This is a genomic window from Prochlorococcus sp. G4PB17, from assembly GCF_059772445.1.
The window spans coordinates 1,043,195-1,066,948 of record NZ_CM186288.1; the positions used below are offsets into that span (position 1 = coordinate 1,043,195).

The window sequence follows — 23,754 nt, forward strand, 5'->3', positions numbered from 1 at the left end:
CCGTTTTTTAAATTTCTAACTGACTTTAATTCCAACAAAGGGAGCTAAGTACTTAACAACTGCAGGAGTAATTAATAAAACAGTTACCAATCTAAATGCATGAATTGCTGCCACTGCGGCTCCTACTCCAAGCTCAGCGCCTACCAGGCTCATCCCAAGAGTTCCTCCAGGAGCAGAGCCGAGTAAAGCTATCAAAGGATCAATACCAAACAATCGGACCACTAGGAATCCAACGAAGAGACCAGTCAAAATCAGGGTTATCGTGATCAAGATGGCTGGCTTCCAAAGAGTTTGCAGCTCTGAAAGAGTATCTCGATTAATACCCGTACCAATAACAGTTCCTACACCAATGCCAAGCAAAGTTTTTGTCCCAATAGGCCATTGTGCCGGTTCAAATTGACCACTGATACTTAAACATCCCGCCGCCAAAATTGAGCCAAGAAGGGGTGCGGCAGGTATACCGCTAAGAAGCATCAAACTTCCTAGAGCAGCTCCACTAAGTAAATATATGATCAAAGTCATTGAAAAATTCATAATTCAAGCGTTAGTTCTAATATCTTTAGTTTGCTCTATTTTTAGTATTTGAATTAAATCAATTTTTTTATATTTTGAAGAAAAACACAAAAATTATCTCCACAACTATGTTTTGACCACATTTGAAATACATTTAGATTTCCTCCTTTTAACTATTAATCCAATTTTCAATCAAAAAGGTCAACAAATTGTTAGTGTTTAACCCTGAATGATTATTTTTGTTAGTAATAGATGCTCTGATGAAAGCAAATTCGACTTTGGAATGTAAATTTCTTGGACCGAAAGCTGAGGTTAAGGTCTTGTATGTCAGGCTGCCTTGTAATCCAATTTTTCCAATTGGACCAATTTATTTGGCTGATCATGTTCATAAATGTTTCCCAGAAATTCAACAATTAATTGTAGATTTAGCGTCTTTACCAATCTTAGATGTCGAAAGAATATTAATAAATAACATAAAGAACTTCAAACCAACTCTAATAGTTTTCTCATGGAGAGATATACAAATTTATGCTCCTGTAGATGGAAGAGGAGGAAACCCATTACAAAATTCATTTGAAGTTTTTTATGCACGAAATCCTCTAAAAAAGATAAGAGGTGCTTTAGGTGGTTTTCAACTCATGAAAAGTCATTATGGAGAAATATGGAGAAACCAAAGATTAATTAGGAAGGGATTAAAATACGCAAAGAGATTTAATCAAAATGCAACTGCTATTTTGGGTGGAGGTGCAGTCAGTGTTTTTTATAATCAATTAAAAAAATCACTTCCAAAAGGTACTATTATTTCATTAGGAGAAGGAGAGCTATTAATAGAAAAATTAATAAAATGTGAGTCAATTGAAGATGAAAGATGTTTTGTTGTAGGTGAATCACCTAGAGAAAAGCTAATTCATGAAAAACCAAATAATATAATTAAAACTGCATGCGATTATAGTTATATAGAATCTATCTGGCCAGAATTTAAATGGTATTTAGATGGTGGAGATTTCTATATTGGAGTACAAACTAAGAGGGGTTGTCCTCATAATTGTTGTTATTGCATTTATACCGTAATTGAAGGTAAAAAAGTAAGAATTAACCCTGTAAGTGAAGTTGTTAAAGAAATCAAACAACTATACAAACTAGGCGTTCGAGGCTTTTGGTTTACCGATGCCCAATTCATACCCTCAAGAGGACATATCCAAAATGCTAAAGATATACTTAATGCAATCTATGAAGAAGGGTTAAATGATATTCATTGGGCAGCATACATTAGGGCTGACAATTTAGATGAAGAATTAGCTAAATTAATGGTTAAAACAGGAATGAGTTATTTCGAAATTGGAATAACTTCTGGTTCCCAAGAACTTGTTAGAAAAATGAGAATGGGATACAATTTAAAAACCGTTTTGAAAAATTGCGAGCTTTTATCAAAAGCTGGTTTTAAAGACCAAGTATCAGTAAATTATTCATTCAATGTTATAGACGAGCGTCCAGAAACAATAAGACAAACAGTCGCTTACCATAGAGAATTAGAAAGAATTTTCGGGGCTGATATTGTTGAGCCTTCTATATTTTTTATAGGACTTCAGCCTCACACATTATTAGAAGATTATGGACTGAAAAATGGTTTATTAAAACCTGGTTATAACCCTATGAGTTTAATGCCTTGGACAGCCAGAAAACTACTTTGGAATCCTGAACCAATGGGCAAAGAGTTTGGAAGAATTTGTTTAGAAGCGTTTGATACTAATCCAAATGATTTTGGTAGAACAGTTATGAATTTACTAGAAAGAGATTATGGAGTTTCATCATTAAATGAGGCGTTAACTGTAGAGGCTAAAAATCGTCCAGTGCTTGCGAAAAGCTTTCTTTGAGCAAACAAAGTGATTAATAAAATTATTATCCCAATAACACTTCCTATTGGATTTACCATATATTTGCTTGGTCCAAGTAAATAATAAGGAGTATTAGGAGAAAAAATAATCATTCCAGAATCAAAAAGATACCAAATTCCTACCAACCCTCCATGAAAGCCGATGCAACCCAATAAAGAACCTTTATCAATAGTACGTCTTAAAGTTAGAACTAGTCCAAAAAGAAAAAGGCCAGTAAGGAAAGGAATTAAAGCTATCAGGCTAATATCTGATCTATAATGAGCAAGACTAAAAATTGCAGATTGCAAAATAATTCCTCTTCGTAAGCCAAATAAAAGTATCATTTCCTCCATTAACCATCCACGAAAAATTATCTCCTCGGCCAAAACAATGCCAGCTATCAGAAATATTGCATTTAAAAGCGTACCAATTTTTATATAATTAAAACCATCAATCCAACCATTTACATATATAAATAGACAAAAAATCAATAAAAGAAAAAATGAAAATGTAAACCCATCAAAGAATACTTTGATAGCTCTAGATTTGTTTGTCATATCTAATCCTAAATAAAACCATAAATTATTAGTCTTCCATCTTATTTTTCCCCAACTAGGAAGAATAAATAAAAACAAAAAGAATGTTATTATTGTACCTATAATACTTAACTCATTTGAGCTAATGTCTCCTTTAAAAAGATACGTAAATTTAGCTAAAAGCCATCCAGCAGGGTATAGAAATAAAAACAAAGTAAATGTTGGAATCCATTGCATTTTTTGATGCAACCATCCATACCAAAAATTGTTAATTAATGTTTTCAGCTTTCTAATTCTATAGTACTTGTTAAACCTTTTGCCTTTAAAGACTCTGAATAAAATTCAGCAGGTTCCAAGTCGCAAACTATAACAAGTCCTACACCGCTATTATGTGTTTCTAACATAATATTCAAAGCATCCTGTTCACTTAGTTGAGGGACTACCTGCCTTAAAGTTGCTACAACATATTCCATAGTGTTCACAGGATCATTATGAAGTAGAACCTTATATTTAGGAGACACTTTTCTTACTCGCTGAACCTCGCGATCAATAACAGCAGTATCTCCATCTGTTTGATTTAAAGAATCAACCATAATTAAACTGCCAGGATTAATAGCACTTTTAAAAGAGGAACTTAACATGAGAATGGTCATTGAGAATTTACGATCCTTTGCATAGCTTTTTCGACATTTTCTCTACTGTTGAAGGCTGATAATCTAAAATAACCCTCTCCTGCAGCACCAAAGCCACTTCCTGGAGTACCGACCACATTGGCGTTTTCGAGCAAGAAATCAAAGAAATCCCAAGAGCCCATGTTTTTCGGTGTTTTTATCCATGCATAAGGCGCATTGACAGCACCAAAGACTTCAAATCCAGCAGAAGTCAGATTTGATTTAATAATATGAGCATTATCCATATAAAAATTTACTAATCTTTTGATTTGGCTTTTCCCTTCTTGGGAATAAACAGCCTCAGCCCCTCTCTGAACTACATAACTTACTCCATTGAATTTAGTACTTTGACGACGATTCCATAAAGACCAGATATCAACATCTATGTCACCTGCTTTACCTTTTAAAGACTTAGGAATGACAGTAAAAGCACATCTTACTCCGGTAAAACCTGCATTTTTTGAAAACGAACGAAACTCAATGGCACAATCTTTTGCTCCCTCAATTTCATAAATTGAATGTGGAATAGATTCATCTTTAATAAAAGCCTCATAAGCAGCATCAAAAAGAATCAAAGAATTATTTTTCTTTGCATATTGCACCCAAGATGCTAATTGTTCCTTACTTGCTACTGCTCCAGTTGGATTATTAGGAAAACATAAGTAAATTAAATCAAATTTTTCTTGTGGAATCTCTGCTACAAAGTCATTTTCTGAATTAATAGGTATGTAGCATAAACCTTGATATTCTCCTATCGAATTAATCTCTCCTGTTCTACCAGTCATTACATTGGTGTCGACGTATACGGGATAGACTGGATCAGTTACGGCTATTCTGTTTTCCTTGCAGAGGATATCTAAAATATTACTGCTATCGCATTTTGAACCATCGGAAACAAATATTTCTTCTGCTGAAATCTCACAACCTCTAGCTAAATAATCATTTTCAGAAATACACTCTCGAAGCCATTGATATCCTTGCTCTGGGCCATATCCTCTAAACCCTTCCTCTGTGCCCATCTCTTCAATAGCTACCTTCATTGCTTCGCGGCAAGCTAAAGGCAGAGGCTCCGTGACATCGCCAATTCCTAATCGGATTAAATCAGCTCCGGGATTCTTTGAACTAAAGTCTTTAATTCTTCTAGAAATCTCGGGAAAAAGATAACCTGCTTTTAACTTCAGGTAATTGGCATTAATTTGTACCACTTAAAAATCTTTTGAATTTATTTAAGGATAATCCCCAAGCACCTTAAATCTGCATAGGTATTCGATTCAAAAATTAAGAGCTAATTTTTAGAAAGGACTTAAGACTTAAAGCAATGAGTAATAACGAGTTACTGTGTTAATATAATTTTAGAACTATGCAAAAGGGTTTCCGCCCTTAATGTTCTTAATTAACGTCAGTTATTCTTAAAGGGTCATCTAGATCAAACTCTGGCTCCTCCGGTAATCTAACCGGATTATATTTAATTCACATTCTGAACAATAATCAAAATCCTTTAAGTTTGTTTGGCGTTAAGAAATTTCTAACCTTGCAATAAGCAGTTTTTCTGCTAATCAATTTTAATAGCTTGAAAAAGCTCAACATTATATATGCCCCAGCAAATTGTCATTGCTGAGCATTTGCGAATTGCCGCTCTGCTCACTGATGAGAGAATAGATGAATTAATTGTGGCTCAAGGTAGCTACCAAATCGGAGATGTTTTTTTAGGAACAGTTGAAAATGTTTTACCTGGAATAGATGCAGCTTTTGTCAATATTGGAGAAAGTGAAAAAAATGGTTTTATCCATGTAAATGATTTAGGTCCGCTGAGATTAAAAAAAGCTAATGCAGGAATAACCGAGTTACTAGAACCAAGACAAAAGGTTTTAGTTCAAGTAATAAAAGAGCCCACTGGAACAAAAGGACCAAGGTTAACTGGAAACTTGGCTCTTCCAGGTAGATATCTAGTACTTCAACCTTATGGACAAGGTGTAAATATTTCTAGAAGAATAAGCTTAGAAAGTGAAAGGAATCGACTTAGAGCATTAGGAGTCCTAGTTAAGCCTCCAAGCGCTGGAATTTTAATCAGAACAGAAGCTGAAGATATTTCTGAAGAGTTTTTAATAGATGATCTTGAGAATCTTATAAAACAATGGGAACTCATTCTACAATCATCTGACAACTGTGTCCCTCCAATTCTTTTAAATAGAGATGAAGATTTTATTCATCGAATTCTTAGAGATCATATTGGACAAAATGTTAACAAAATAGTTGTAGATAATTCTGATGCAGTTAATCGTATTAAAAACTTTCTTGGGAAAGATAGCAAAGAATTAGTAATAGATTCACACAACGATTCTCAAAATATATTAGAAAAATATAGAGTCATTTCTGCAATTAATGATGCATTAAAACCAAGGGTCGATCTACCTTCAGGTGGATATATCATAATAGAGCCAACAGAGGCATTAACAGTTATTGATGTAAACTCAGGATCATTTACACGTTCTGCAAATTCAAGAGAAACAGTTTTATGGACTAATTGTGAAGCAGCAATCGAAATAGCTAGACAATTAAAATTAAGAAATATAGGCGGAGTTATTATCATCGATTTTATTGATATGGATACAAGAAGAGATCAACTTCAATTATTAGAACATTTCATATCTGCCATGAACGGAGACTCAGCTCGTCCACAAATTGCTCAACTTACAGAACTAGGACTTGTTGAGTTGACTAGAAAAAGACAAGGACAAAATATATATGAATTATTTGGAAAAACTTCTCCTGATTCTCAATCACAAAATAATCTACCCAATATTACAATTCAAGATATAAGCCCAACGAACTCAACTGAAGCCAGGGTAAGCAATTCGACTTTAATATCAGGTAACGACCTGGAATCTACAAAAGAAAACAATATTAAAAAGAAAAGTATAAATAAAATAAAAGATAATGAAACAACCTTAATCAATGAAGAAAATAAGTCATCTCGTATTAATATAAAATCTGTAAGCGGTCAAACAATTACAGATGATATATCATTAGACAATAAAAACAAAAAGGAAAATATTCTTATTAATGTAATCATGAGCGAAAATGAAGAGATGATTTATAGTGAAATGGGTTTAGACCCTATTTTACTTTTAGAAGAACCTCCACTATCTGATAACTACAAGGTAAATATAATCAGGAATGGGCTAGAGTTAGAAGAAGAAAATAAAATAACTGAAGTATCTCAAGAAGTTAAACTAAATAATTCCAACAAGATTCACAAAAAAAATAATAAAGATATTGTTTATCTCAAAAATAGCAATCCTGGAGATATAGAAAATATAAAAGAAGTAAATCCTAATTTAGATTTAACTGAAGAAGCCAAAGATTCAATTAGCGCCGATAATATTTTAGTCAACGAGAAGAATGAATCTAGTACCACCGAAACCAAAGAAACTGAGGAGGATCCAAGACGCAAAAGAAGAAGATCATCTGCAAATTCTTAAAGATGACAGGAACCAAATCACTAATTGCAGGAGTTGACGAAGTAGGGAAAGGCTCTTTATTTGGTCCAGTATTTGCAGGGGCCGTAATATTAAGCAAAGTAAATGAATTGAAACTCTTAAGCAAAGGATTGAAAGATAGTAAAAAATTAACTTTTCGACAAAGGAATAATCTAGTTCCGCTAATTAAAGAAAACTCAGTAGCTTGGTCTCTGGGCCAGGCTTCAGCCAGAGAAATCGATAGTATCGGCATACGAAAGGCTACTGAAAAGGCAATGCTTAGAGCATTAGAAAAATTAGCTAATACACCTGAATTGATTCTTGTCGATGGCACCCTACCTATTCGATCGTGGCCAGGGGAACAAAAAACCAAAGTTCGAGGAGAAAGTTATTACCCCTCAATTGCTGCTGCCAGCGTTTTAGCAAAAGAAGCTAGAGATGAATTAATCAAGCGACTAGCGCAGAAATATTGTCTTTATGAACTAGAGAGAAACAAGGGATATGGAACTGAAGTTCATAGAAATCAATTAATCAAAGAAGGTGCAACAAAACTCCACCGGAAAAGTTTTCTGTCCAGACTGATAAAAAATTAATTTTAATTTTATAACTAATTTTCTTTACACCAATTATTAAAATCAACAATTAGCTGCTTGCCAACCCTGGCCTTGATCCCAAGCAAAATTCCATTCAATATTGATTGCCCAGTTGATTCAAGCATTTTTGGAGGAATTAATCTCAATAATGGAGGTTGGCTAACTGTTACCCCTAAAAGCGCTTCGCCTTCAAGTCCAGATGATTTTGCCTCCAGAAGGGCATCTAAGGTTAATTCAAAATCATCAACGAATCCCAGTCCCTCTAAGTGACTATCAGTAACATACATTCTAATTTTACCCTCAGTATTCTCTACACCAATTGATACGACAGGATTTATTTGAAGTTGAAAAACTTGAAAACTTGTTACTTCATACTTAAAGCTACCTGGACCCAAAGGAGTCAATTTTTTAGAATCAAGCATTGCACCAACAACTCTTTCCTGTTGTAAGAGATAATCAGGTAGTTGCTCCGCATTATCTTGAACAACTAGATCAATTTTTTGTCGTGCTTTAAAGGCAAGAGACATTATTAAAAGCTTGCTCAGCATGATCTTATCGGCATTTACCCCATTTTTTTTATCTAATGTCAACTCGAGTGGCCTACCTTGGCCCTAAAGGTACATACGCTGAGAAGGCCGCAAAAGCCCTTGCAGCCTTGGAAAAACTCTACACACCATCGTTTTTGCCCTGCAAAGGCTTGAGGTCTGTGATAGATAATCTTGCAAATAATCTTTGCGAAGCTGCCGTAGTGCCAATTGAAAATTCAGTAGAGGGGGGGGTTACCTCAACATTAGATTCTTTGTGGAGGCATAAAAATATATTTATTCATAGAGCACTGGTGCTCCCTATCAAGCATTCATTAATGAGTAGTGGATCAATATCAACTATTTCAGAGGTCCTTTCCCATCCTCAAGCAATCGCACAATGCAGCCAGTGGCTAAATGACAATATTCCTAATGCAGTTCATTTACCAACCAATTCAACTGCAGAAGCGATAAGGATGGTTCAAGGTAGCTCTTTTAGGGCTGCAATAGGATCAAAAGATGCAAGCGAAGAGCTAAATATTCTGGCTTATCCTATTAATGATATCGAAGGGAATTGCACTAGATTTGTGCTTCTAAGTAAAAATAATATTAAAGCAGATGGAAATAAAGCAAGCATTGCTTTTTCATTGAAATCAAATAGTCCTGGTGCATTACTAAACTCACTGAATTGCATTGCAAATCTAGGACTAAATATGAGCAGAATTGAATCTCGTCCTTCAAAAAGAGAATTAGGAGAATATATTTTTTTCATAGATCTTGATTTAAATGATTCTAATAAAAAGGACTATAAACAAATTACTGAAGAATTATCTCCTCTTTGCAATCAAATAATTAATTTTGGATGTTACTTCGGATCCGAAATTGAGTAGATTATCCTCTTGATTTAAATACTCCAAATCTCATCAAACCATTTGAGAAAGCCCATTTCATCATTAATATAGTCGGGATTTCCCTAAGTCCTTTTAAAATCGATCTTAGGCCTAGTTTTAAAATAGAGGATGGCCTTCTAAAACCCTCATATATAGATTCATTCCAAGATTGGATCGTATATTTGGTCCAATCCGATGTATCTACTGAACTTCCACAATAAGTACTATTTAATAAATTATTTTTAAATCCTTCAATACTTGAAAATTCAGGATGGGTCCATTGAATTAATAATTGATTCATAATAAATTTCTCAAAAAGATTTAAAGGATACTTTTTTAAATCTCTTTGATTCCAATCTGCAATTGCTAAAACTCCTCCAGGTCTAAGGACTCTGAGCATCTCATCTGCAAATTTTTGTTTATCAAAAATATGGGGCCCAGCTTCAACGCTCCAAACCCCATCAAAACTGCCTTTTTCAAAATCCAATTCAAGTGCATTCATTACTTCAAAGCGACAAAAATCTTTATTAGTTGTTAATTCATTCGCTCTTTTTATTTGTTCTTGACTTATTGAAATACCAACAACATCAAAACCATAATAATCAGATAATATTCTGGAACTTCCTCCTATTCCGCATCCTACATCTAGTATTCTTGAACCTTTTGGCAAATTATGCAAACCACTCCAATGCACTAATTCGTGGACAAAATCAATCTTAGCTTTCCTAAAATCTTTTTTTATTCTAGGTCTTTCATAAAAGCCAAGATGTATATGTTCTCCCCAAAGAGTTTCTAATAATTGATCATTAGTCCAAGAATCATAAGACGAAGCAACGCTACTAACAGATTCATATTTACGACTTTTCTTAAGCCAAATAGTACTTACAGTGTATAAAGAAAAAGCACTAAAAATAATAATTAATATCCATTGCATAATTAATTATTAGCTTGATCAGCGTTTGAGAAAGTATCTTTTAAAGCAGTTCGGGCAGCTAGCTGTCTTCTCGTATGATCTAGCAGTTCGTATTCTCTTTCCAATCGATGCAAAGTATTTGTTAATTCTAGTAAGTTCTGCTGCTCACTTGCTACTGGCCCTCCTAGATGCGCAGCTATCCAAAAAGACAGTTCTCTAGGAATAGTTGGCAAAGAATCGGGGAGAGCGTTCTCAGATTCAGTTAATTTTGAAGTGAGAGTAACGACATCTTTGAGAGCAATACCAACCTTGTCCTTAAGTTCATCAAGTTTTGTTTGATCTGAAATTTGCTCATCATCAACCCAACTAACTAAAGCATTTATAAAAGGAGTCTCACTAATAATTTCTAGTATTCGAAATCTTTGCTGACCAATAGTAACAATATTACTTCTACCATCTTCTGACGTTTGATGCTTAATTACCTCAGCACAGCAGCCAACATCAGCCATTTTCTTTGAGACAGGATCCCATCTAACAACTCCAAAACGGCTATCCGATTTCAAGACAGACTGAAGCATAACCCTATAACGAGTCTCAAATATATGAAGTGGCAAGTACTCCTGAGGAAAAAGCACAACCTCAGGCAATGGGAAAAGTGGTAACTCCCTAACTGAAAGTTCGCTCAAATGGGTATTCCTAATTAAACATATCCTAGATAATCAATCTCTGGTTTGAGAGAAAAAGGACTAGAGCTTAACTTCTATATCAACTCCACTTGGGAGGTCCAGCTTCATTAAAGCATCTATGGTCTTTGCTGAAGGGCTATAAATATCAATAATTCGTCTATGGGTTCTTGTTTCAAAATGCTCTCTTGAATCTTTATCAACATGAGGCGAACGCAAAACACAATAGATTTTTCTTTTTGTAGGGAGAGGTATAGGTCCTATAGCAGATGCAGATGTTGTGTCAGCTGTCTCAATAATTTTATCGCAAGATAAATCAAGCATCCTTCTATCAAAAGCCTTAAGGCGTATGCGTATTTTTTGCTGGGCAATTGAAGTTGACATAGTTGAATTACAAAAAGGCTAAATTAAATTTTCAAGGTTCTTTTGGATATGAACTGAAGAGTTCATCAATTTAATAAATCTAAAGGATGACCTGATGAAATTACAAGTCATCCTAAAAATAATTACTCGAGAATTTTAGAAACCACTCCAGCACCGATGGTTCTACCACCTTCACGAATTGCGAATCTCATTCCTTGCTCTATGGCCACAGGGGCTATCAATTCACCTGTCATTTTTATTCTGTCGCCAGGCATGACCATTTCAACATTACTTCCATCATCAGAAGTGAATGCAGTGATTTGACCAGTAACATCAGTAGTACGAATATAAAACTGAGGACGATAACCAGCGAAGAAAGGAGTATGACGACCACCCTCCTCTTTTTTTAATACATAAACCTCACCTTCAAATTTGGTATGAGGTGTAATGGATCCTTTTTTCACAAGTACCATTCCTCTTTCAATATCTTCTTTCTGAATACCTCTTAATAGAAGACCAACATTATCCCCAGCCATACCTTCATCGAGAAGCTTTCTGAACATCTCGACTCCCGTAACAGTTGTAAGTCTTGTATCTCTAATACCTACAATTTCCACCTCCTCTCCAACTGTTACTTTTCCTCTTTCGATTCGGCCTGTAGCAACAGTTCCACGACCAGTAATAGAGAAAACATCTTCAACAGCCATTAAGAATGGCTTATCGACTTCGCGCTCTGGCTCTGGTATGGAGGAATCAACAGCTGTCATCAATTCATCTATTTTTGTCTCCCAATCTGTTTCTCCTTCAATTGCTTTTAAGCCTGAAACTTGAATAACAGGGATATCATCACCTGGAAAGTCATAACTTGTTAGAAGCTCACGAATCTCCATTTCAACAAGTTCTATCATTTCCTCATCATCAACCATGTCACATTTATTCAAGGCAACTACCAAGGCTGGGACTCCAACCTGCTTAGCCAAAAGAATATGTTCTTTTGTTTGAGCCATTGCTCCGTCAGTAGCAGCCACCACAAGAATTGCTCCGTCCATTTGAGCAGCACCTGTAATCATGTTTTTGACATAATCAGCATGTCCTGGGCAATCAACATGTGCATAATGTCTGCCGTCAGTTTCATATTCAACATGAGCAGTATTGATTGTGATACCGCGTTCACGCTCTTCAGGAGCACCGTCAATATCAGCATAATCTTGTTCTTTGGCTTGCCCTTTTTTGGCTAAAACCTTTGTGATTGCTGCAGTTAGGGTTGTTTTGCCATGGTCAACGTGGCCAATAGTACCTATGTTGACGTGAGGTTTGTTCCTCTCAAACTTCTCGCGAGCCATTTTTTTAAAGAATCGGGGGTTGGTTAGTAAATTTTAGAGATCAGGAATTGCCCTGATTCTTGGAGATAATTGCTTCAGAAACATTGCGAGGAACTTCCTCGTATGTACTGAACTCCATTGAGAAAATACCCCGACCTTGAGTCATTGATCGGAGTTGAGTGGCATAGCCAAACATTTCGGCTAATGGCACTTTTGCCTGGACTTTGGATTGTCCATCATCGATGGACTGACCTTCGACCTGGCCTCGTCTAGAGGACAGATCTCCAATAATAGACCCTAGGAAGTCCTCTGGGACTTCTACCTCAACTTTCATCATGGGTTCAAGAAGAACAGGATTGCACTTCTTGATCCCATCTTTGAAAGCCATAGAGCCAGCGATCTTGAAGGCCATCTCTGATGAGTCAACATCATGATAAGACCCATCAACCAAAGTGACTTTTACATCAATTAAAGGATAGCCAGCAATCACACCAGACTCACAAGTTTCTTTCATTCCTGATTCAGCCGGCTTTATATATTCTTTGGGAACAGAACCACCAACAATTTTGTTAACGAACTCAAAACCTGTTCCTGGCTCTCCTGGCTCAACCTCAATCACCACATGTCCATACTGACCTTTACCTCCTGTTTGCCGCGCAAACTTACCTTCACCTGAGGAACTCGCTCTAATAGTTTCCCTATAGGAGACCTGGGGTGCACCAATATTAGCTTCGACCTTAAATTCTCTCAGCATACGGTCAACAAGTATCTCCAAGTGAAGTTCACCCATACCAGCAATGACTGTTTGATTTGTCTCTTGATCAGTACTTACTCTAAAAGTTGGATCTTCCTCAGACAAAGAAGTCAAAGCTTTGCCTAGCTTTTCCATATCACTTTTTGTCTTAGGCTCAACTGCAACGGAAATAACTGGTTCTGGTATATATAGAGTTTCAAGAACAATTGCCTCTTCAGAAGAGCACAAAGTATCTCCTGTAGTTGTATTTTTAAGTCCAAGGACAGCCCCAAGATCTCCAGCTCTTAATTCATCCACTTCTTCGCGATCATCAGCTTTTAATACAATTAATCGAGATATTCTTTCTTTAGCATCTTTGGTTGAATTAAGAACATAACTTCCTTTTTCAAGAACACCTGAATACATTCGAACAAAAGTTAGCTTCCCATATGGGTCAGCCATAACTTTGAAAGCAAGTGCACTAAATGGTGCTCCATCATCAGAGGGCCTAACAGCTTCTTTACCGTTGGGTAACAACCCTTGGATCGGTGGGACATCAACTGGAGCTGGCAGGTAATTAACTACAGCATCCAAAAGTAATTGAACTCCTTTATTTTTAAAAGCTGAACCACATAACATTGGAACTAAGCCATGATTAAGAACTCCCTCTCTGATACCTGCTTTCAGTTCATCTACTGATAATTCGCCGTTGTCCAAAAATGCATCAAGCAATTTCTCATCGGTCTCAGCAATTGACTCCATCAATTTAGAGCGCCAATCAGATACTAAATCGACCATTTCTGAGGGGACATCAGTCTGTTCGATATCTTTTCCAAGATCATCCTTATATATATATGCTTTGTTTTCTACAAGATCAATAATACCTTTGAGATCATTTTCAGCTCCAATTGGCAACTGAATGGGAACTGCATTTGCTTTTAACCTATCTTTGATTTGTCCATGGACTTTTAAGAAATCTGCACCTGTTCTATCCATTTTATTAACAAAAACCATCCTGGGAACTGAATACCTGTCAGCCTGCCGCCAAACTGTTTCAGATTGGGGCTGGACTCCACCAACGGCACAGAAAACAGCAATAACTCCATCTAGAACTCTCATCGAACGTTCAACTTCAATCGTGAAATCAACGTGACCTGGAGTATCGATAATATTTATACGATGGTCGTCCCATGTAGTTGAAATTGCCGCTGCAGTAATTGTTATTCCTCTTTCTCTCTCCTGTGCCATCCAATCGGTAACTGCGGCACCATCATGTACCTCGCCCATTTTGTGAACGACACCTGAATAGAAAAGGATTCTTTCAGTGCAAGTTGTTTTACCAGCATCAATATGTGCAGCTATCCCGATATTTCTAACTCGTTCCAAAGGAAAGGCGCGTGCCACAGAAAATTCTCCGACTAAAGGGCTTTAAAATGCGCCTGGACTCTACAACTCAGCATGCAAAAAAAGAAATATTTTTGAGGATTTAAATAGAAAAATTTGAACAAATTCAATAACGATAGTGAGCAAAAGCCTTATTGGCTTCGGCCATCTTATGAGTCTCTTCCCTTTTCCTTACTGCGTTCCCAGCCTCATTAGCTGCATCCATTAGCTCTCCGGCAAGTTTATGAGCCATGCTTCTACCATTTCTTGATCTTGAGAAATTTACTAACCATCTGAGTGCCATAGCAATTCCTCTCTCTTGGCGAACCTCCATTGGAACTTGATAAGTAGCTCCTCCCACTCTTCTGGCTCTAACTTCAACAAGAGGAGTTACATTTTTCACTGCTGTTTCAAATAACTCAATCGGGTCTGAACCAGTTCGATCATTAATCAAACCAAAGGCATCAGAAAGAATTCTTTGAGCTGTTGATTTCTTCCCATGCTTCATCAAACGATGAACCATCATGCTTGCAAGTCGATTATTAAATTGTGGATCTGGGAGAACAGGTCTTTTCTCTGCAGCGTTTCTTCTAGACATGAAATTAAATTGTTAAAGGTGAAAATTAACTAGATAAAAATAATTTTTTATTCTTTAGGAGATTTAGCTCCATATTTAGATCTGGATTGACGACGATCCTTAACACCTGCGGTATCGAGAGTTCCTCTGACTATGTGATATCTAACTCCTGGAAGATCTTTAACCCTTCCACCTCTAAGCAAAACAACTGAGTGTTCTTGAAGATTGTGACCAATACCACCAATGTAAGCAGTCACCTCAAAACCGGAGGTTAATCTGACACGAGCTACTTTCCTAAGAGCAGAGTTAGGCTTTTTCGGAGTAGAGGTGTAAACCCTTGTACATACTCCTCTCCTTTCTGGGCAACCTCGCAAAGCAGGGGATTTTGTCTTTGTTTTTAGAGTCTTTCGCTCTGTTCTTATCAACTGTTGAATGGTTGGCATTAATTTAATATTTGGTCTTGGTTCGACCAGATTCAACAATTCCCCAGATTACTTGGTCAACTACCCAAATTCATAGTTTTTTTCAATTAATATTTAATTTTTATCCAGGTTTAAGAATAAGTACAAATATTTTCAAGAAAGTATTGAATAAAAAACTTGTCAGTAGACAAAAATGTTTAAGATGTAACTCTAGGATCTATCAAATTATTCTAATAAGCTTTCTCAAGCTTACCGAAAGCACTTTTGTAAGAAAAGAAAAAATAGTAAGTTAAAAACATGCATCAACGACCATCAAGATCAAATTGGCCCTACTGCGATAGTACCTATCCAGATGCCTTCTCTGGGGAAAAAGATTCTTGTGGTGTTGGCTTCATAGCTAGCGTTGAAGGCAACCGAAATCATTGGGTCTTGTCTCAGGCACTTCGTGGTCTCAGCTGCATGGAGCACAGGGGTGGATGTGGCGGAGATGGGGACTCAGGTGATGGTGCTGGAATTTTGTGTGAAATTCCATGGTCATATTTAAGGGAAGTCTGGGGCACGGCTAAACAATGCGACCCCCAATTGTCAGGAATAGGTATGATTTTCATGCCTAAAGACTCTAAGAATAGAGAAATAGCGAAGAAGATATGTGTGCAGGAAGCTGAGTTATTAGGGTTAAACTCAAAAGGGTGGAGAGATGTTCCTATTAAAGAAGAAGTTTTAGGCAAACTTGCAAGGGAAAATGAACCCTTTATTACACAATGGATAGTTAGTGTTCACGATAAAGAAATCAATCTTGAGGCTTTACTTTTCAGACTGAGGCAAAGGATTTCTAATCGAGCAAATATAGAATTAAAGGAAGATGAATTAGGTCTTTATATTTGCTCTTTGAGTAGCAAAACTATTGTTTATAAAGGAATGGTTAGGTCAGAAATATTGGCTCCTTTTTATAATGATTTAAAGGACGATAGATTTGAGGTTTCCTATGCGGTTTATCATAGAAGATTTAGTACAAATACATTACCTAAATGGCCTTTAGCTCAACCAATGAGACTTTTAGGTCATAATGGAGAAATAAATACATTACTAGGAAATATAAATTGGGCTAAAGCAAAAGAAACAGATATAAGTTCAGTTTGGAAAGAAAATGCAAATGATCTAAAACCTATAGTCAATAATTTATATAGTGATTCAGCAAATCTTGATTTAAACCTTGAACTATTAGTACGAAGTGGAAGACCAATAACTGATAGTTTATTAACACTTATTCCCGAAGCTTTTAGAGACCAACCAGAATTAATAAATAAACCTGAAATAACTGCTTTTTATGAATATGCAGCAGGAACCCAAGAACCCTGGGATGGGCCAGCTTTAATAGTATTTACTGACGGAAGAAATATAGGTGCAACTCTTGATAGAAATGGTTTAAGACCAGCTCGCTATTGCATCACTAAAAATGGATATGTTGTTATGGGTTCTGAAACAGGTGTTGTTGAATTAAAAGAAGATCTAATACAAGAAAAAGGTCGCCTAGGACCTGGTCAAATGCTTGCGGTAGATTTAGAAAGCAAGAGAATTTTACGAAACTGGGATGTTAAAGAAGAGTCAGCAAATAGATATCCATACTTAGATTGGTTAAAAGCAAATCGTATAAACCTTAATAACCAAAGTTGGGAAATAAATAATAAATTTGATAAGCAAAAATTGCTTCAGCAACAAATTGCATTTGGCTTTAGTGCAGAAGACTTTGATTACATAATTAATAGCATGGCAGCAAATGCAAAAGAACCAACTTATTGCATGGGAGACGATATACCACTAGCAATACTTTCTAATAAATCACATATTCTTTACGACTATTTTAAACAGAGATTTGCACAAGTTACCAATCCACCAATTGATCCTCTTAGAGAAAAGCTAGTCACTAGCTTAGAGATGCATCTTGGGGTTAGAAAAGCACCCCTAAGGCCTAACGAAAAGTCTGCAAGACTAATTCATATTAAATCACCAATAATTAATGAAAAAGAATTGAATTCAATAACAAAATCAGAACTTTCATGCAAGCAGATATCGACTTTAATTCCTGTTAATGATGATCAAGTTAACCTTGAAAAAGGTCTCAAAAATCTATGCCAAGAAGCAGAAAATAGTGTAATTAATGGTGCAGAAATACTAATCCTTTCTGATAGAGATATTAATCGAGAAAATTCCTACATTCCGCCTCTTCTTGCTGTTGGTGCAGTTCATCATCACTTACTTAAAAAAGGACTAAGACTAAAAACCTCGATAATTATAGATACAGCTCAATGCTGGAGTACTCATCACATTGCCTGTCTGATTGGATTTGGAGCAAGTGCAATTTGTCCTTGGTTGACATGGGAAACTACTCGCCATTGGTGGCAATTACCTAAAACTCAAAAACTTATTTCAGATGGGAAGTTATCTAATTTATCTATAGAGATTGCTCAAGAAAATGTTAAGAAAGCAATGGAAGATGGATTAAGAAAAATACTTTCTAAGATAGGAATCTCAGTATTAGCAAGTTATCATGGAGCACAAATCTTTGAAGCTATAGGTATCGGTGCAGATTTAATTGATTTAGCTTTCAAGGGAACAACAAGTCGTATAGCAGGACTAACTTTAAGCGAATTATCAATCGAGACAATTTCATTTCACAAAAAAGCTTTCCCAGAACTAGATCAGAAAAAACTTGATTTTAATGGATTTGTTCAATATCGAAATAGTGGAGAATTTCATTTAAATAATCCAGAAATGTCAAAAATTCTTCATGCTGCCGTAAAAGCTGGACCTGGATATGACCACTTCAAAACTTATCAACAACTTCTAGAAAGTCGTCCCGCTACTACCCTCAGAGATCTTCTTACATTTAAAACAGTTACCCAGCCTTTACCCATTGATCAAATAGAAAGTGTTGAGAGTATTTGTCAAAGATTTTGCACCGGCGGAATGAGTCTAGGTGCCCTATCTAGGGAAGCGCATGAAGTTCTTGCAATAGCAATGAATAGGATTGGAGGCAAAAGCAATAGTGGTGAAGGAGGAGAGGATCCTGCGAGATTCAATGTCCTCAAGGATGTTGATGAAAATAATCAATCAAAAACATTACCTAATCTCAAGGGACTTTTAAATGGAGATACAGCATGTTCTGCAATAAAACAAATTGCATCTGGCCGATTTGGTGTAACCCCTGAATATTTAACAAGCGGAAAGCAATTAGAAATCAAAGTAGCTCAAGGTGCAAAGCCTGGCGAGGGAGGACAATTACCCGGGCCAAAGGTTGATGAATACATAGCAAAGCTTCGTAATAGCAAGCCAGGAGTAGCTCTTATTTCTCCTCCTCCTCATCATGATATCTACTCCATAGAGGATCTTGCCCAACTTATTCATGACTTACATCAAATAAATCCAATTGCAAAAGTCAGTGTGAAATTAGTTGCTGAGATAGGGATTGGCACAATTGCAGGGGGAGTAGCCAAAGCCAATGCGGATGTAATCCAAATTTCAGGACATGATGGAGGGACGGGTGCTTCTCCACTTAGTTCAATTAAACATGCTGGCTTGCCATGGGAACTTGGATTAACGGAAGTTCATCGATCTTTATTAGAAAATGGTCTTCGCGAAAGGGTTTTATTAAGAGCAGATGGAGGTCTAAAGACAGGGTGGGATGTGCTTATTGCAGCTTTACTTGGAGCAGAAGAATATGGTTTTGGAACAGTCGCAATGATTGCTGAAGGTTGCATAATGGCTAGGATTTGCCATACAAATAAATGTCCAGTAGGTGTAGCAACTCAGCAAGAAGGCTTAAGAAAAAGATTTCCTGGATTACCAGAACATGTCGTTAACTTTTTTATCTTCGTAGCTGAGGAAGTCAGACAATTAATGAGTCAAGTTGGAATAGCAAAAGTAGAGGATCTTATTGGAAGAACAGATCTATTAATCCCACGAAATTTAGACTTAAAAAAAACAAAAGAAGTTGATCTATCCAGCCTTCTCCAACCCATAGATAACTCAACTGATCGTTCATGGTTAAGCCACGAAATTAAAGCTCATAGCAATGGAGATGTTCTTGAAAATGCCCTTCTAAAGGATGAAGAAGTTTCTAATGCAATTCAAACTCAAGGAAGCATTACTAAAGAAATTCCAATTGTTAATACAGATAGAAGTGTTTGTGCCCGAATCTCTGGAGAAATAGCTAAAAAATATGGGAATAAAGGTTTTAATGGGGATTTAAATTTGATATTTAAAGGTTCAGCCGGGCAAAGTTTTGGTGCATTTATTTTAAAAGGAATGAATATATCTTTGATAGGAGAAGCTAATGATTACGTAGGAAAAGGTATTAACGGAGGTTCCATTACGATTGTTCCCGAAATTATTAATAACTCATCTAACACTCAGGTAATACTTGGTAACACATGTCTATATGGAGCAACTGGTGGAAAATTATTCGCCCTTGGAATCGCAGGTGAACGTTTTGGAGTTCGCAATAGTGGAGCTCATGCTGTTATTGAAGGAGCGGGTGATCATTGTTGCGAATATATGACAGGCGGAGTAGTTGTCGTGCTTGGAAAAACTGGAAGAAACATTGGAGCAGGAATGACTGGAGGCATAGCTTTTATTTTTGACAATAAAAATGAACTTGACTTAAGAGTGAATAAAGAAATTGTTGATGTTTATCATCTAACTGCAACTAACCAAGAACAATTCTTAAATGACTTAATTATTGAATATCACCAAAGAACCAAAAGTCCCTTAGCGCAAAAGATTCTCTCAGACTGGTCTTCGTGGAAAAAGTTGTTCAAGGTTGTAGTTCCTCCAAGCGAAAAGAATAAATTAGGTATTGAGGAAGCACTGGAGAAAGCAGCAATTTAGTCAAACAATAATGCCTCTATTTATTAAGACAGAGAAGTTTAAAGACAAAACCTTAGAATTATCTAATATTGAAAGGAAAAAATTCCTATTAATGCATAAAGAATGGGTTAAGAATATTAGTAACTTCGGCCATAAAATCTATAGCGGATATTTAATAAATGAAAAAAAGATGCCAGGTGGTGGAGGTTTATTAATTCTTGAAGCAAAGGATTATGTAACAGCAAAAAAGATCATAAAAAATGATCCCATGATTAAAAATAATTTAGTTACCTGGGATCTTCAAGAATGGATATCAATTGATGGAAGTCAACCAAATTTTTCAAATCATCTTGGATGAGACATCATTAATTTTTTAACTTCTCCTGCGTGATAACTACTTCTAGTTAATGGTGAGCTAATGACCTGCAAAAATCCTAATTTATTTTCTCCCTCCAGTCGGTAACTATCAAATTGAGAGGGAGATACAAATCTATTTACAGGTAAATGGTTTGGGCCTGGTGATAAATATTGGCCAATAGTTACTATATCAACTTTATTGAGATGCAGATCAGCAAGAACACTCAAAATCTCTTCATCTGTTTCCCCTAATCCAGCCATTAAGCCGGATTTCGTATACACTCTTGGCCAGCCTTCACGAACTCTTTTTAATAACTCCAAAGACCTCTCATATTTCCCCTGTGGTCTAACTCGTGGATAGAGCCTTGGTACCGTCTCGATATTGTGATTGAGAACATTTGGAGCTGCATCCAAAATCACTTTTAAAGCATCCCAATTTCCGCAAAGATCTGGTATTAAGACTTCAATAGAAGTAAAAGGAGATTTACTTTGAACAGCCTTAATACATTTCAAAAATTGACTCGCACCACCATCTTCTAAATCATCACGATTGACGGAAGTTATTACCACATGAGTTAAGCCCATCCTAGAAACAGCTTCACCTAAACGATCAGGTTCTGATGGGTCTAATTGCCTTTTCGAATTATCAAAAGAGATATCGCAATAAGGACATTTCCTCGTACAAGCCGGTCCCATAATTAAGAAAGTAGCTGTACCTCCTGCAAAACATTCTCCAATATTTGGACAACTAGCCTCCTGGCAAACTGTATTTAGTTTTAAATCAACCAATAGATCAGCAACGTTGCCAATCCTTTCTTGCTGAGGAGCCTTAACCCTTAACCAGTCTGGTTTAAGCAAAATTCTTTTAATAGCAAACTAACTTTAGAAAGAATTCAGAGATTGACTTGATTTTTTAACTTCTTCTAAAGTTGATGACCAAAACTAAACTTAAAGCTAACCATTGGATTTTCTAGTTCTTTGTAATCAACAAAAAAATTAATTAGATAAATAACCTCTTGGCGTTAAAAATTTATTGTTTTTGATAACACTCTGACTATTCCCAATAACAACAATAGTAAGCATATCAACCTGATTAAAAGGCAAAGATTCGAGAGTATGTATTTCTATATTTTCCTCTGGCCTGCCAAGCTCTCTAGCTATGGCAACAGGTGTGCTTTTATCCCTAAATTCAAGTAATAAATCAACAGCCTTTTTTAATTGCCAATCACGTTTTATTGATTTGGGGTTAAATATTGCAATAACAAAGTCACCTTTCGCCGCACTTTGGAGTCGCTTCTCAATTTTATTCCACGGAGTTAAAAGATCACTTAAGGAGATAGAGCAAAAATCGTGCATAAAAGGAGCTCCTAGCTTGGCTGCAGCCATTTGAAAAGAGCTAATACCAGGATGAACTTGGAATAAAGGCCTAGATTCAAAAGAGTCATCTAGCCAAAGTTCTAGAGCTAATCCTGCCATTCCATAAATTCCACTGTCTCCAGAGGAAATAAGAGCAACCCTTGCTCCCTGTTTTGCAAGATCAAGAGCCTGTTGACAACGATCTTTTTCAAAAGTTAATCCTGAATCGATCCGAACCTGATCATGACGTCTTATTGTTTCCAAATAATTTAAGTAAGGACCATAACCAATCCAAGCAGCACATCTAGTCAGCGCTTGACGTGCGTCAGAAGTAAGCATTTCTAATTTTCCAGGCCCACTGCCAATTAAATGCAATTCACCTTTATGGGGAGCAAAAGGTTTATCAAGCTCTACCAATGCAATAGTGACAGCACCAAATTCATCCTCTTTGGCGTAATGGATTTGTTTTTCTTGTATTAACCTTCCACTCTCTGCTCCCTGTGAAATTGCTGCTGCCTCAGCTACTGAGGGGGTTCCCATTTCTTTTAACACTAAGTTTGAAGGAGTAGGGACCTTTACTTTTGAAAGTTCAAGGGCACTAAAAAAATAAATTGGCCATTCATTTTTTTTCGACAAATTCAATAATCCTATTTCATCATTTTTTTTATCAATCGTTGCAATACAAGCGATTGAAAGAAGTGATAAACCTTTTTTTGAAAAAGACTTATTGATTGCTCTTTGAATCAATTTTTCATCAGTATTTCTCTCGCAACCAATTCCGATAATTATTGATGATGGATGCCAAGAACATATGCCGTTTTTCTCTTGACCTATATATAAGTCGATATTTTTAGAAGATATCTCATCATTTTTCTCTAAAAAAGAAAAATTTGAGCAAGCTTTCAACTTATTCCATAGTTTTGAGCCTTTAGATTGAAAAACAACATTTTTTCTCTCTCTAGCTTGACTAATCATTAAATTTCGCCAATCAGCATCATCTCCTCCTCTCTCCCATCCCCAACCTTTGCCAAAACAATCCAAGGGGATTTTTCTTTCAATATATGAATCTGAGGTGAAAATCGCTTCTGCTTCTAAAGCTGCTGATAATTCATTTGCAAATCTATCTCCCCCTTGTTTATGGCCTCCCAATAGAGGAATAATATTTTTAGCTTTTGAATCCATTACCAGTATCGCTGGATCATTTTCTTTGGAACTGACGAAAGGAGAGATGAGCCTAACTACTGCTCCGATTGAACCTATAAAAATTAATTGATTGTTTTTCTGCCAATGATCTTTTAAAAAAGCTTTAGGCATTGATTGAATACAACCTGAAGCTTTTTCCTCGAATAAAAAATCTGATCTATCCGATGTGAAAATTTGATCAACATGATTAGATGCCTTTAATCTCTGGAGCAAAGGCAAAGAACTCAAAGAGAATCCAAATGCAATTCTTTTTGGAGTATTAATAAAAGGTTTTTCCAGAACAGAAGTAAGAAACAGCTTTATTTTGATGCATTTCAATAAAATGCCCATCGAAAAGATTCACTAATCATCAAAAAGCAATTTTCAAAACTTAAAACAATAGGAGTATATTCGCCTATGCATAAACGCTCAAAGAGAGTCTAGTAAGCTAAAAACATTACGATAACTGGGATAAGTAGCTACCTAGACGAATATTAATTTAATATATTTATCACCA

20 protein-coding genes are annotated in these 23,754 nt (G+C 36.1%); 6 read left to right on the top strand and 14 right to left on the bottom strand.

What is annotated here, in order from left to right:
• Nucleotides 1–15 precede the first annotated feature (15 nt).
• Nucleotides 16–534: an AbrB family transcriptional regulator gene (locus AC6EJB_RS06325; RefSeq protein ID WP_498490506.1), complete on the bottom strand. Its 519-nt coding sequence runs from the start codon at nucleotides 532–534 to the stop codon at nucleotides 16–18.
• A gap of 239 nt (nucleotides 535–773) precedes the next feature.
• Between AC6EJB_RS06325 and AC6EJB_RS06330 the strand changes: the two genes are divergently transcribed.
• Complete coding sequence (locus AC6EJB_RS06330; RefSeq protein ID WP_498490507.1) at nucleotides 774–2,387, top strand: photosystem II high light acclimation radical SAM protein; 1,614 nt, start codon at nucleotides 774–776, stop codon at nucleotides 2,385–2,387.
• On the opposite strand, the gene AC6EJB_RS06335 is transcribed toward AC6EJB_RS06330, so the two are convergent.
• Genes AC6EJB_RS06335 through AC6EJB_RS06345 form a run of 3 tightly spaced genes read right to left on the bottom strand, consistent with a single transcriptional unit; the run spans nucleotide 2,309 to nucleotide 4,799 of the window.
• Nucleotides 2,309–3,160 carry a CPBP family intramembrane glutamic endopeptidase gene (locus AC6EJB_RS06335; protein ID WP_498490508.1) on the bottom strand — a complete coding sequence of 284 codons (852 nt, stop codon included), beginning with the start codon at nucleotides 3,158–3,160 and terminating at the stop codon, nucleotides 2,309–2,311. The two genes, AC6EJB_RS06330 and AC6EJB_RS06335, sit on opposite strands and share 79 nt — an antisense overlap.
• Before the next feature lie 44 nt (nucleotides 3,161–3,204).
• Nucleotides 3,205–3,516, bottom strand: coding sequence for an ATP-dependent Clp protease adapter ClpS (gene clpS, locus AC6EJB_RS06340; RefSeq protein ID WP_498492979.1), 312 nt, complete (start codon nucleotides 3,514–3,516; stop codon nucleotides 3,205–3,207).
• A gap of 56 nt (nucleotides 3,517–3,572) precedes the next feature.
• Nucleotides 3,573–4,799 carry an LL-diaminopimelate aminotransferase gene (locus AC6EJB_RS06345; RefSeq protein WP_498490509.1) on the bottom strand — a complete coding sequence of 409 codons (1,227 nt, stop codon included), beginning with the start codon at nucleotides 4,797–4,799 and terminating at the stop codon, nucleotides 3,573–3,575.
• A 387-nt stretch (nucleotides 4,800–5,186) separates the two neighbouring features.
• Here AC6EJB_RS06345 and AC6EJB_RS06350 point away from each other — a divergent pair, with 387 nt between their 5' ends.
• Together AC6EJB_RS06350 and AC6EJB_RS06355 are read left to right on the top strand one after the other, a co-directional pair.
• On the top strand, nucleotides 5,187–7,076 hold the full coding sequence (locus AC6EJB_RS06350; RefSeq protein ID WP_498490510.1) for an Rne/Rng family ribonuclease: 1,890 nt from the start codon (nucleotides 5,187–5,189) through the stop codon (nucleotides 7,074–7,076).
• Nucleotides 7,077–7,078: 2 nt separating this feature from the next.
• Nucleotides 7,079–7,666, top strand: a complete 588-nt coding sequence (locus AC6EJB_RS06355) for a ribonuclease HII (RefSeq protein ID WP_498490511.1) — start codon at nucleotides 7,079–7,081, stop codon at nucleotides 7,664–7,666.
• A gap of 14 nt (nucleotides 7,667–7,680) precedes the next feature.
• Here AC6EJB_RS06355 and AC6EJB_RS06360 read toward each other — a convergent pair whose 3' ends face one another.
• Complete coding sequence (locus AC6EJB_RS06360; RefSeq protein ID WP_498490512.1) at nucleotides 7,681–8,193, bottom strand: DUF1997 domain-containing protein; 513 nt, start codon at nucleotides 8,191–8,193, stop codon at nucleotides 7,681–7,683.
• Nucleotides 8,194–8,249: 56 nt separating this feature from the next.
• Here AC6EJB_RS06360 and pheA point away from each other — a divergent pair, with 56 nt between their 5' ends.
• The gene (gene pheA, locus AC6EJB_RS06365; RefSeq protein ID WP_498490513.1) at nucleotides 8,250–9,080 is read left to right on the top strand and encodes a prephenate dehydratase; all 831 of its coding nucleotides are present in this window, start codon (nucleotides 8,250–8,252) and stop codon (nucleotides 9,078–9,080) included.
• Nucleotide 9,081: 1 nt separating this feature from the next.
• Here pheA and AC6EJB_RS06370 read toward each other — a convergent pair whose 3' ends face one another.
• The 7 genes from AC6EJB_RS06370 to rpsL all read right to left on the bottom strand — a co-directional run bounded on the left by AC6EJB_RS06370 (nucleotide 9,082) and on the right by rpsL (nucleotide 15,497).
• Entirely contained in the window at nucleotides 9,082–10,014 is a 933-nt protein-coding gene (locus AC6EJB_RS06370; RefSeq protein WP_498490514.1) for a methyltransferase domain-containing protein, read from the bottom strand.
• A gap of 2 nt (nucleotides 10,015–10,016) precedes the next feature.
• Nucleotides 10,017–10,679 carry an LON peptidase substrate-binding domain-containing protein gene (locus tag AC6EJB_RS06375; protein ID WP_498490515.1) on the bottom strand — a complete coding sequence of 221 codons (663 nt, stop codon included), beginning with the start codon at nucleotides 10,677–10,679 and terminating at the stop codon, nucleotides 10,017–10,019.
• A 60-nt stretch (nucleotides 10,680–10,739) separates the two neighbouring features.
• A complete protein-coding gene (gene rpsJ, locus AC6EJB_RS06380; RefSeq protein WP_498490516.1) occupies nucleotides 10,740–11,060 on the bottom strand; it encodes a 30S ribosomal protein S10 in 321 nt (106 codons plus the stop codon).
• Nucleotides 11,061–11,182: 122 nt separating this feature from the next.
• Nucleotides 11,183–12,382 (bottom strand): elongation factor Tu, encoded by a 1,200-nt coding sequence (gene tuf / locus AC6EJB_RS06385; protein ID WP_498490517.1) that lies wholly within the window; start codon nucleotides 12,380–12,382, stop codon nucleotides 11,183–11,185.
• Between the two features lie 40 nt (nucleotides 12,383–12,422).
• Nucleotides 12,423–14,498 (bottom strand): elongation factor G, encoded by a 2,076-nt coding sequence (fusA, locus tag AC6EJB_RS06390; RefSeq protein WP_498490518.1) that lies wholly within the window; start codon nucleotides 14,496–14,498, stop codon nucleotides 12,423–12,425.
• Nucleotides 14,499–14,604: 106 nt separating this feature from the next.
• Nucleotides 14,605–15,075 (bottom strand): 30S ribosomal protein S7, encoded by a 471-nt coding sequence (gene rpsG, locus AC6EJB_RS06395; protein ID WP_498490519.1) that lies wholly within the window; start codon nucleotides 15,073–15,075, stop codon nucleotides 14,605–14,607.
• 47 nt (nucleotides 15,076–15,122) lie between these two features.
• Entirely contained in the window at nucleotides 15,123–15,497 is a 375-nt protein-coding gene (gene rpsL / locus AC6EJB_RS06400) for a 30S ribosomal protein S12 (protein ID WP_011824478.1), read from the bottom strand.
• A gap of 276 nt (nucleotides 15,498–15,773) precedes the next feature.
• On the opposite strand from rpsL, the gene gltB reads away from it, so the two are divergent.
• Both gltB and AC6EJB_RS06410 read left to right on the top strand, forming a co-directional pair.
• Nucleotides 15,774–20,363 (top strand): glutamate synthase large subunit, encoded by a 4,590-nt coding sequence (gene gltB, locus AC6EJB_RS06405; RefSeq protein ID WP_498490520.1) that lies wholly within the window; start codon nucleotides 15,774–15,776, stop codon nucleotides 20,361–20,363.
• A gap of 10 nt (nucleotides 20,364–20,373) precedes the next feature.
• Entirely contained in the window at nucleotides 20,374–20,700 is a 327-nt protein-coding gene (locus tag AC6EJB_RS06410; RefSeq protein WP_498490521.1) for a YciI family protein, read from the top strand.
• Here AC6EJB_RS06410 and lipA read toward each other — a convergent pair.
• Both lipA and cobJ read right to left on the bottom strand, forming a co-directional pair.
• Nucleotides 20,688–21,557 carry a lipoyl synthase gene (lipA, locus tag AC6EJB_RS06415; RefSeq protein ID WP_498490522.1) on the bottom strand — a complete coding sequence of 290 codons (870 nt, stop codon included), beginning with the start codon at nucleotides 21,555–21,557 and terminating at the stop codon, nucleotides 20,688–20,690. The genes AC6EJB_RS06410 and lipA overlap by 13 nt on opposite strands.
• A 138-nt stretch (nucleotides 21,558–21,695) precedes the next feature.
• A complete protein-coding gene (cobJ, locus tag AC6EJB_RS06420; protein ID WP_498492980.1) occupies nucleotides 21,696–23,477 on the bottom strand; it encodes a precorrin-3B C(17)-methyltransferase in 1,782 nt (593 codons plus the stop codon).
• Nucleotides 23,478–23,754: the final 277 nt, after the last annotated feature.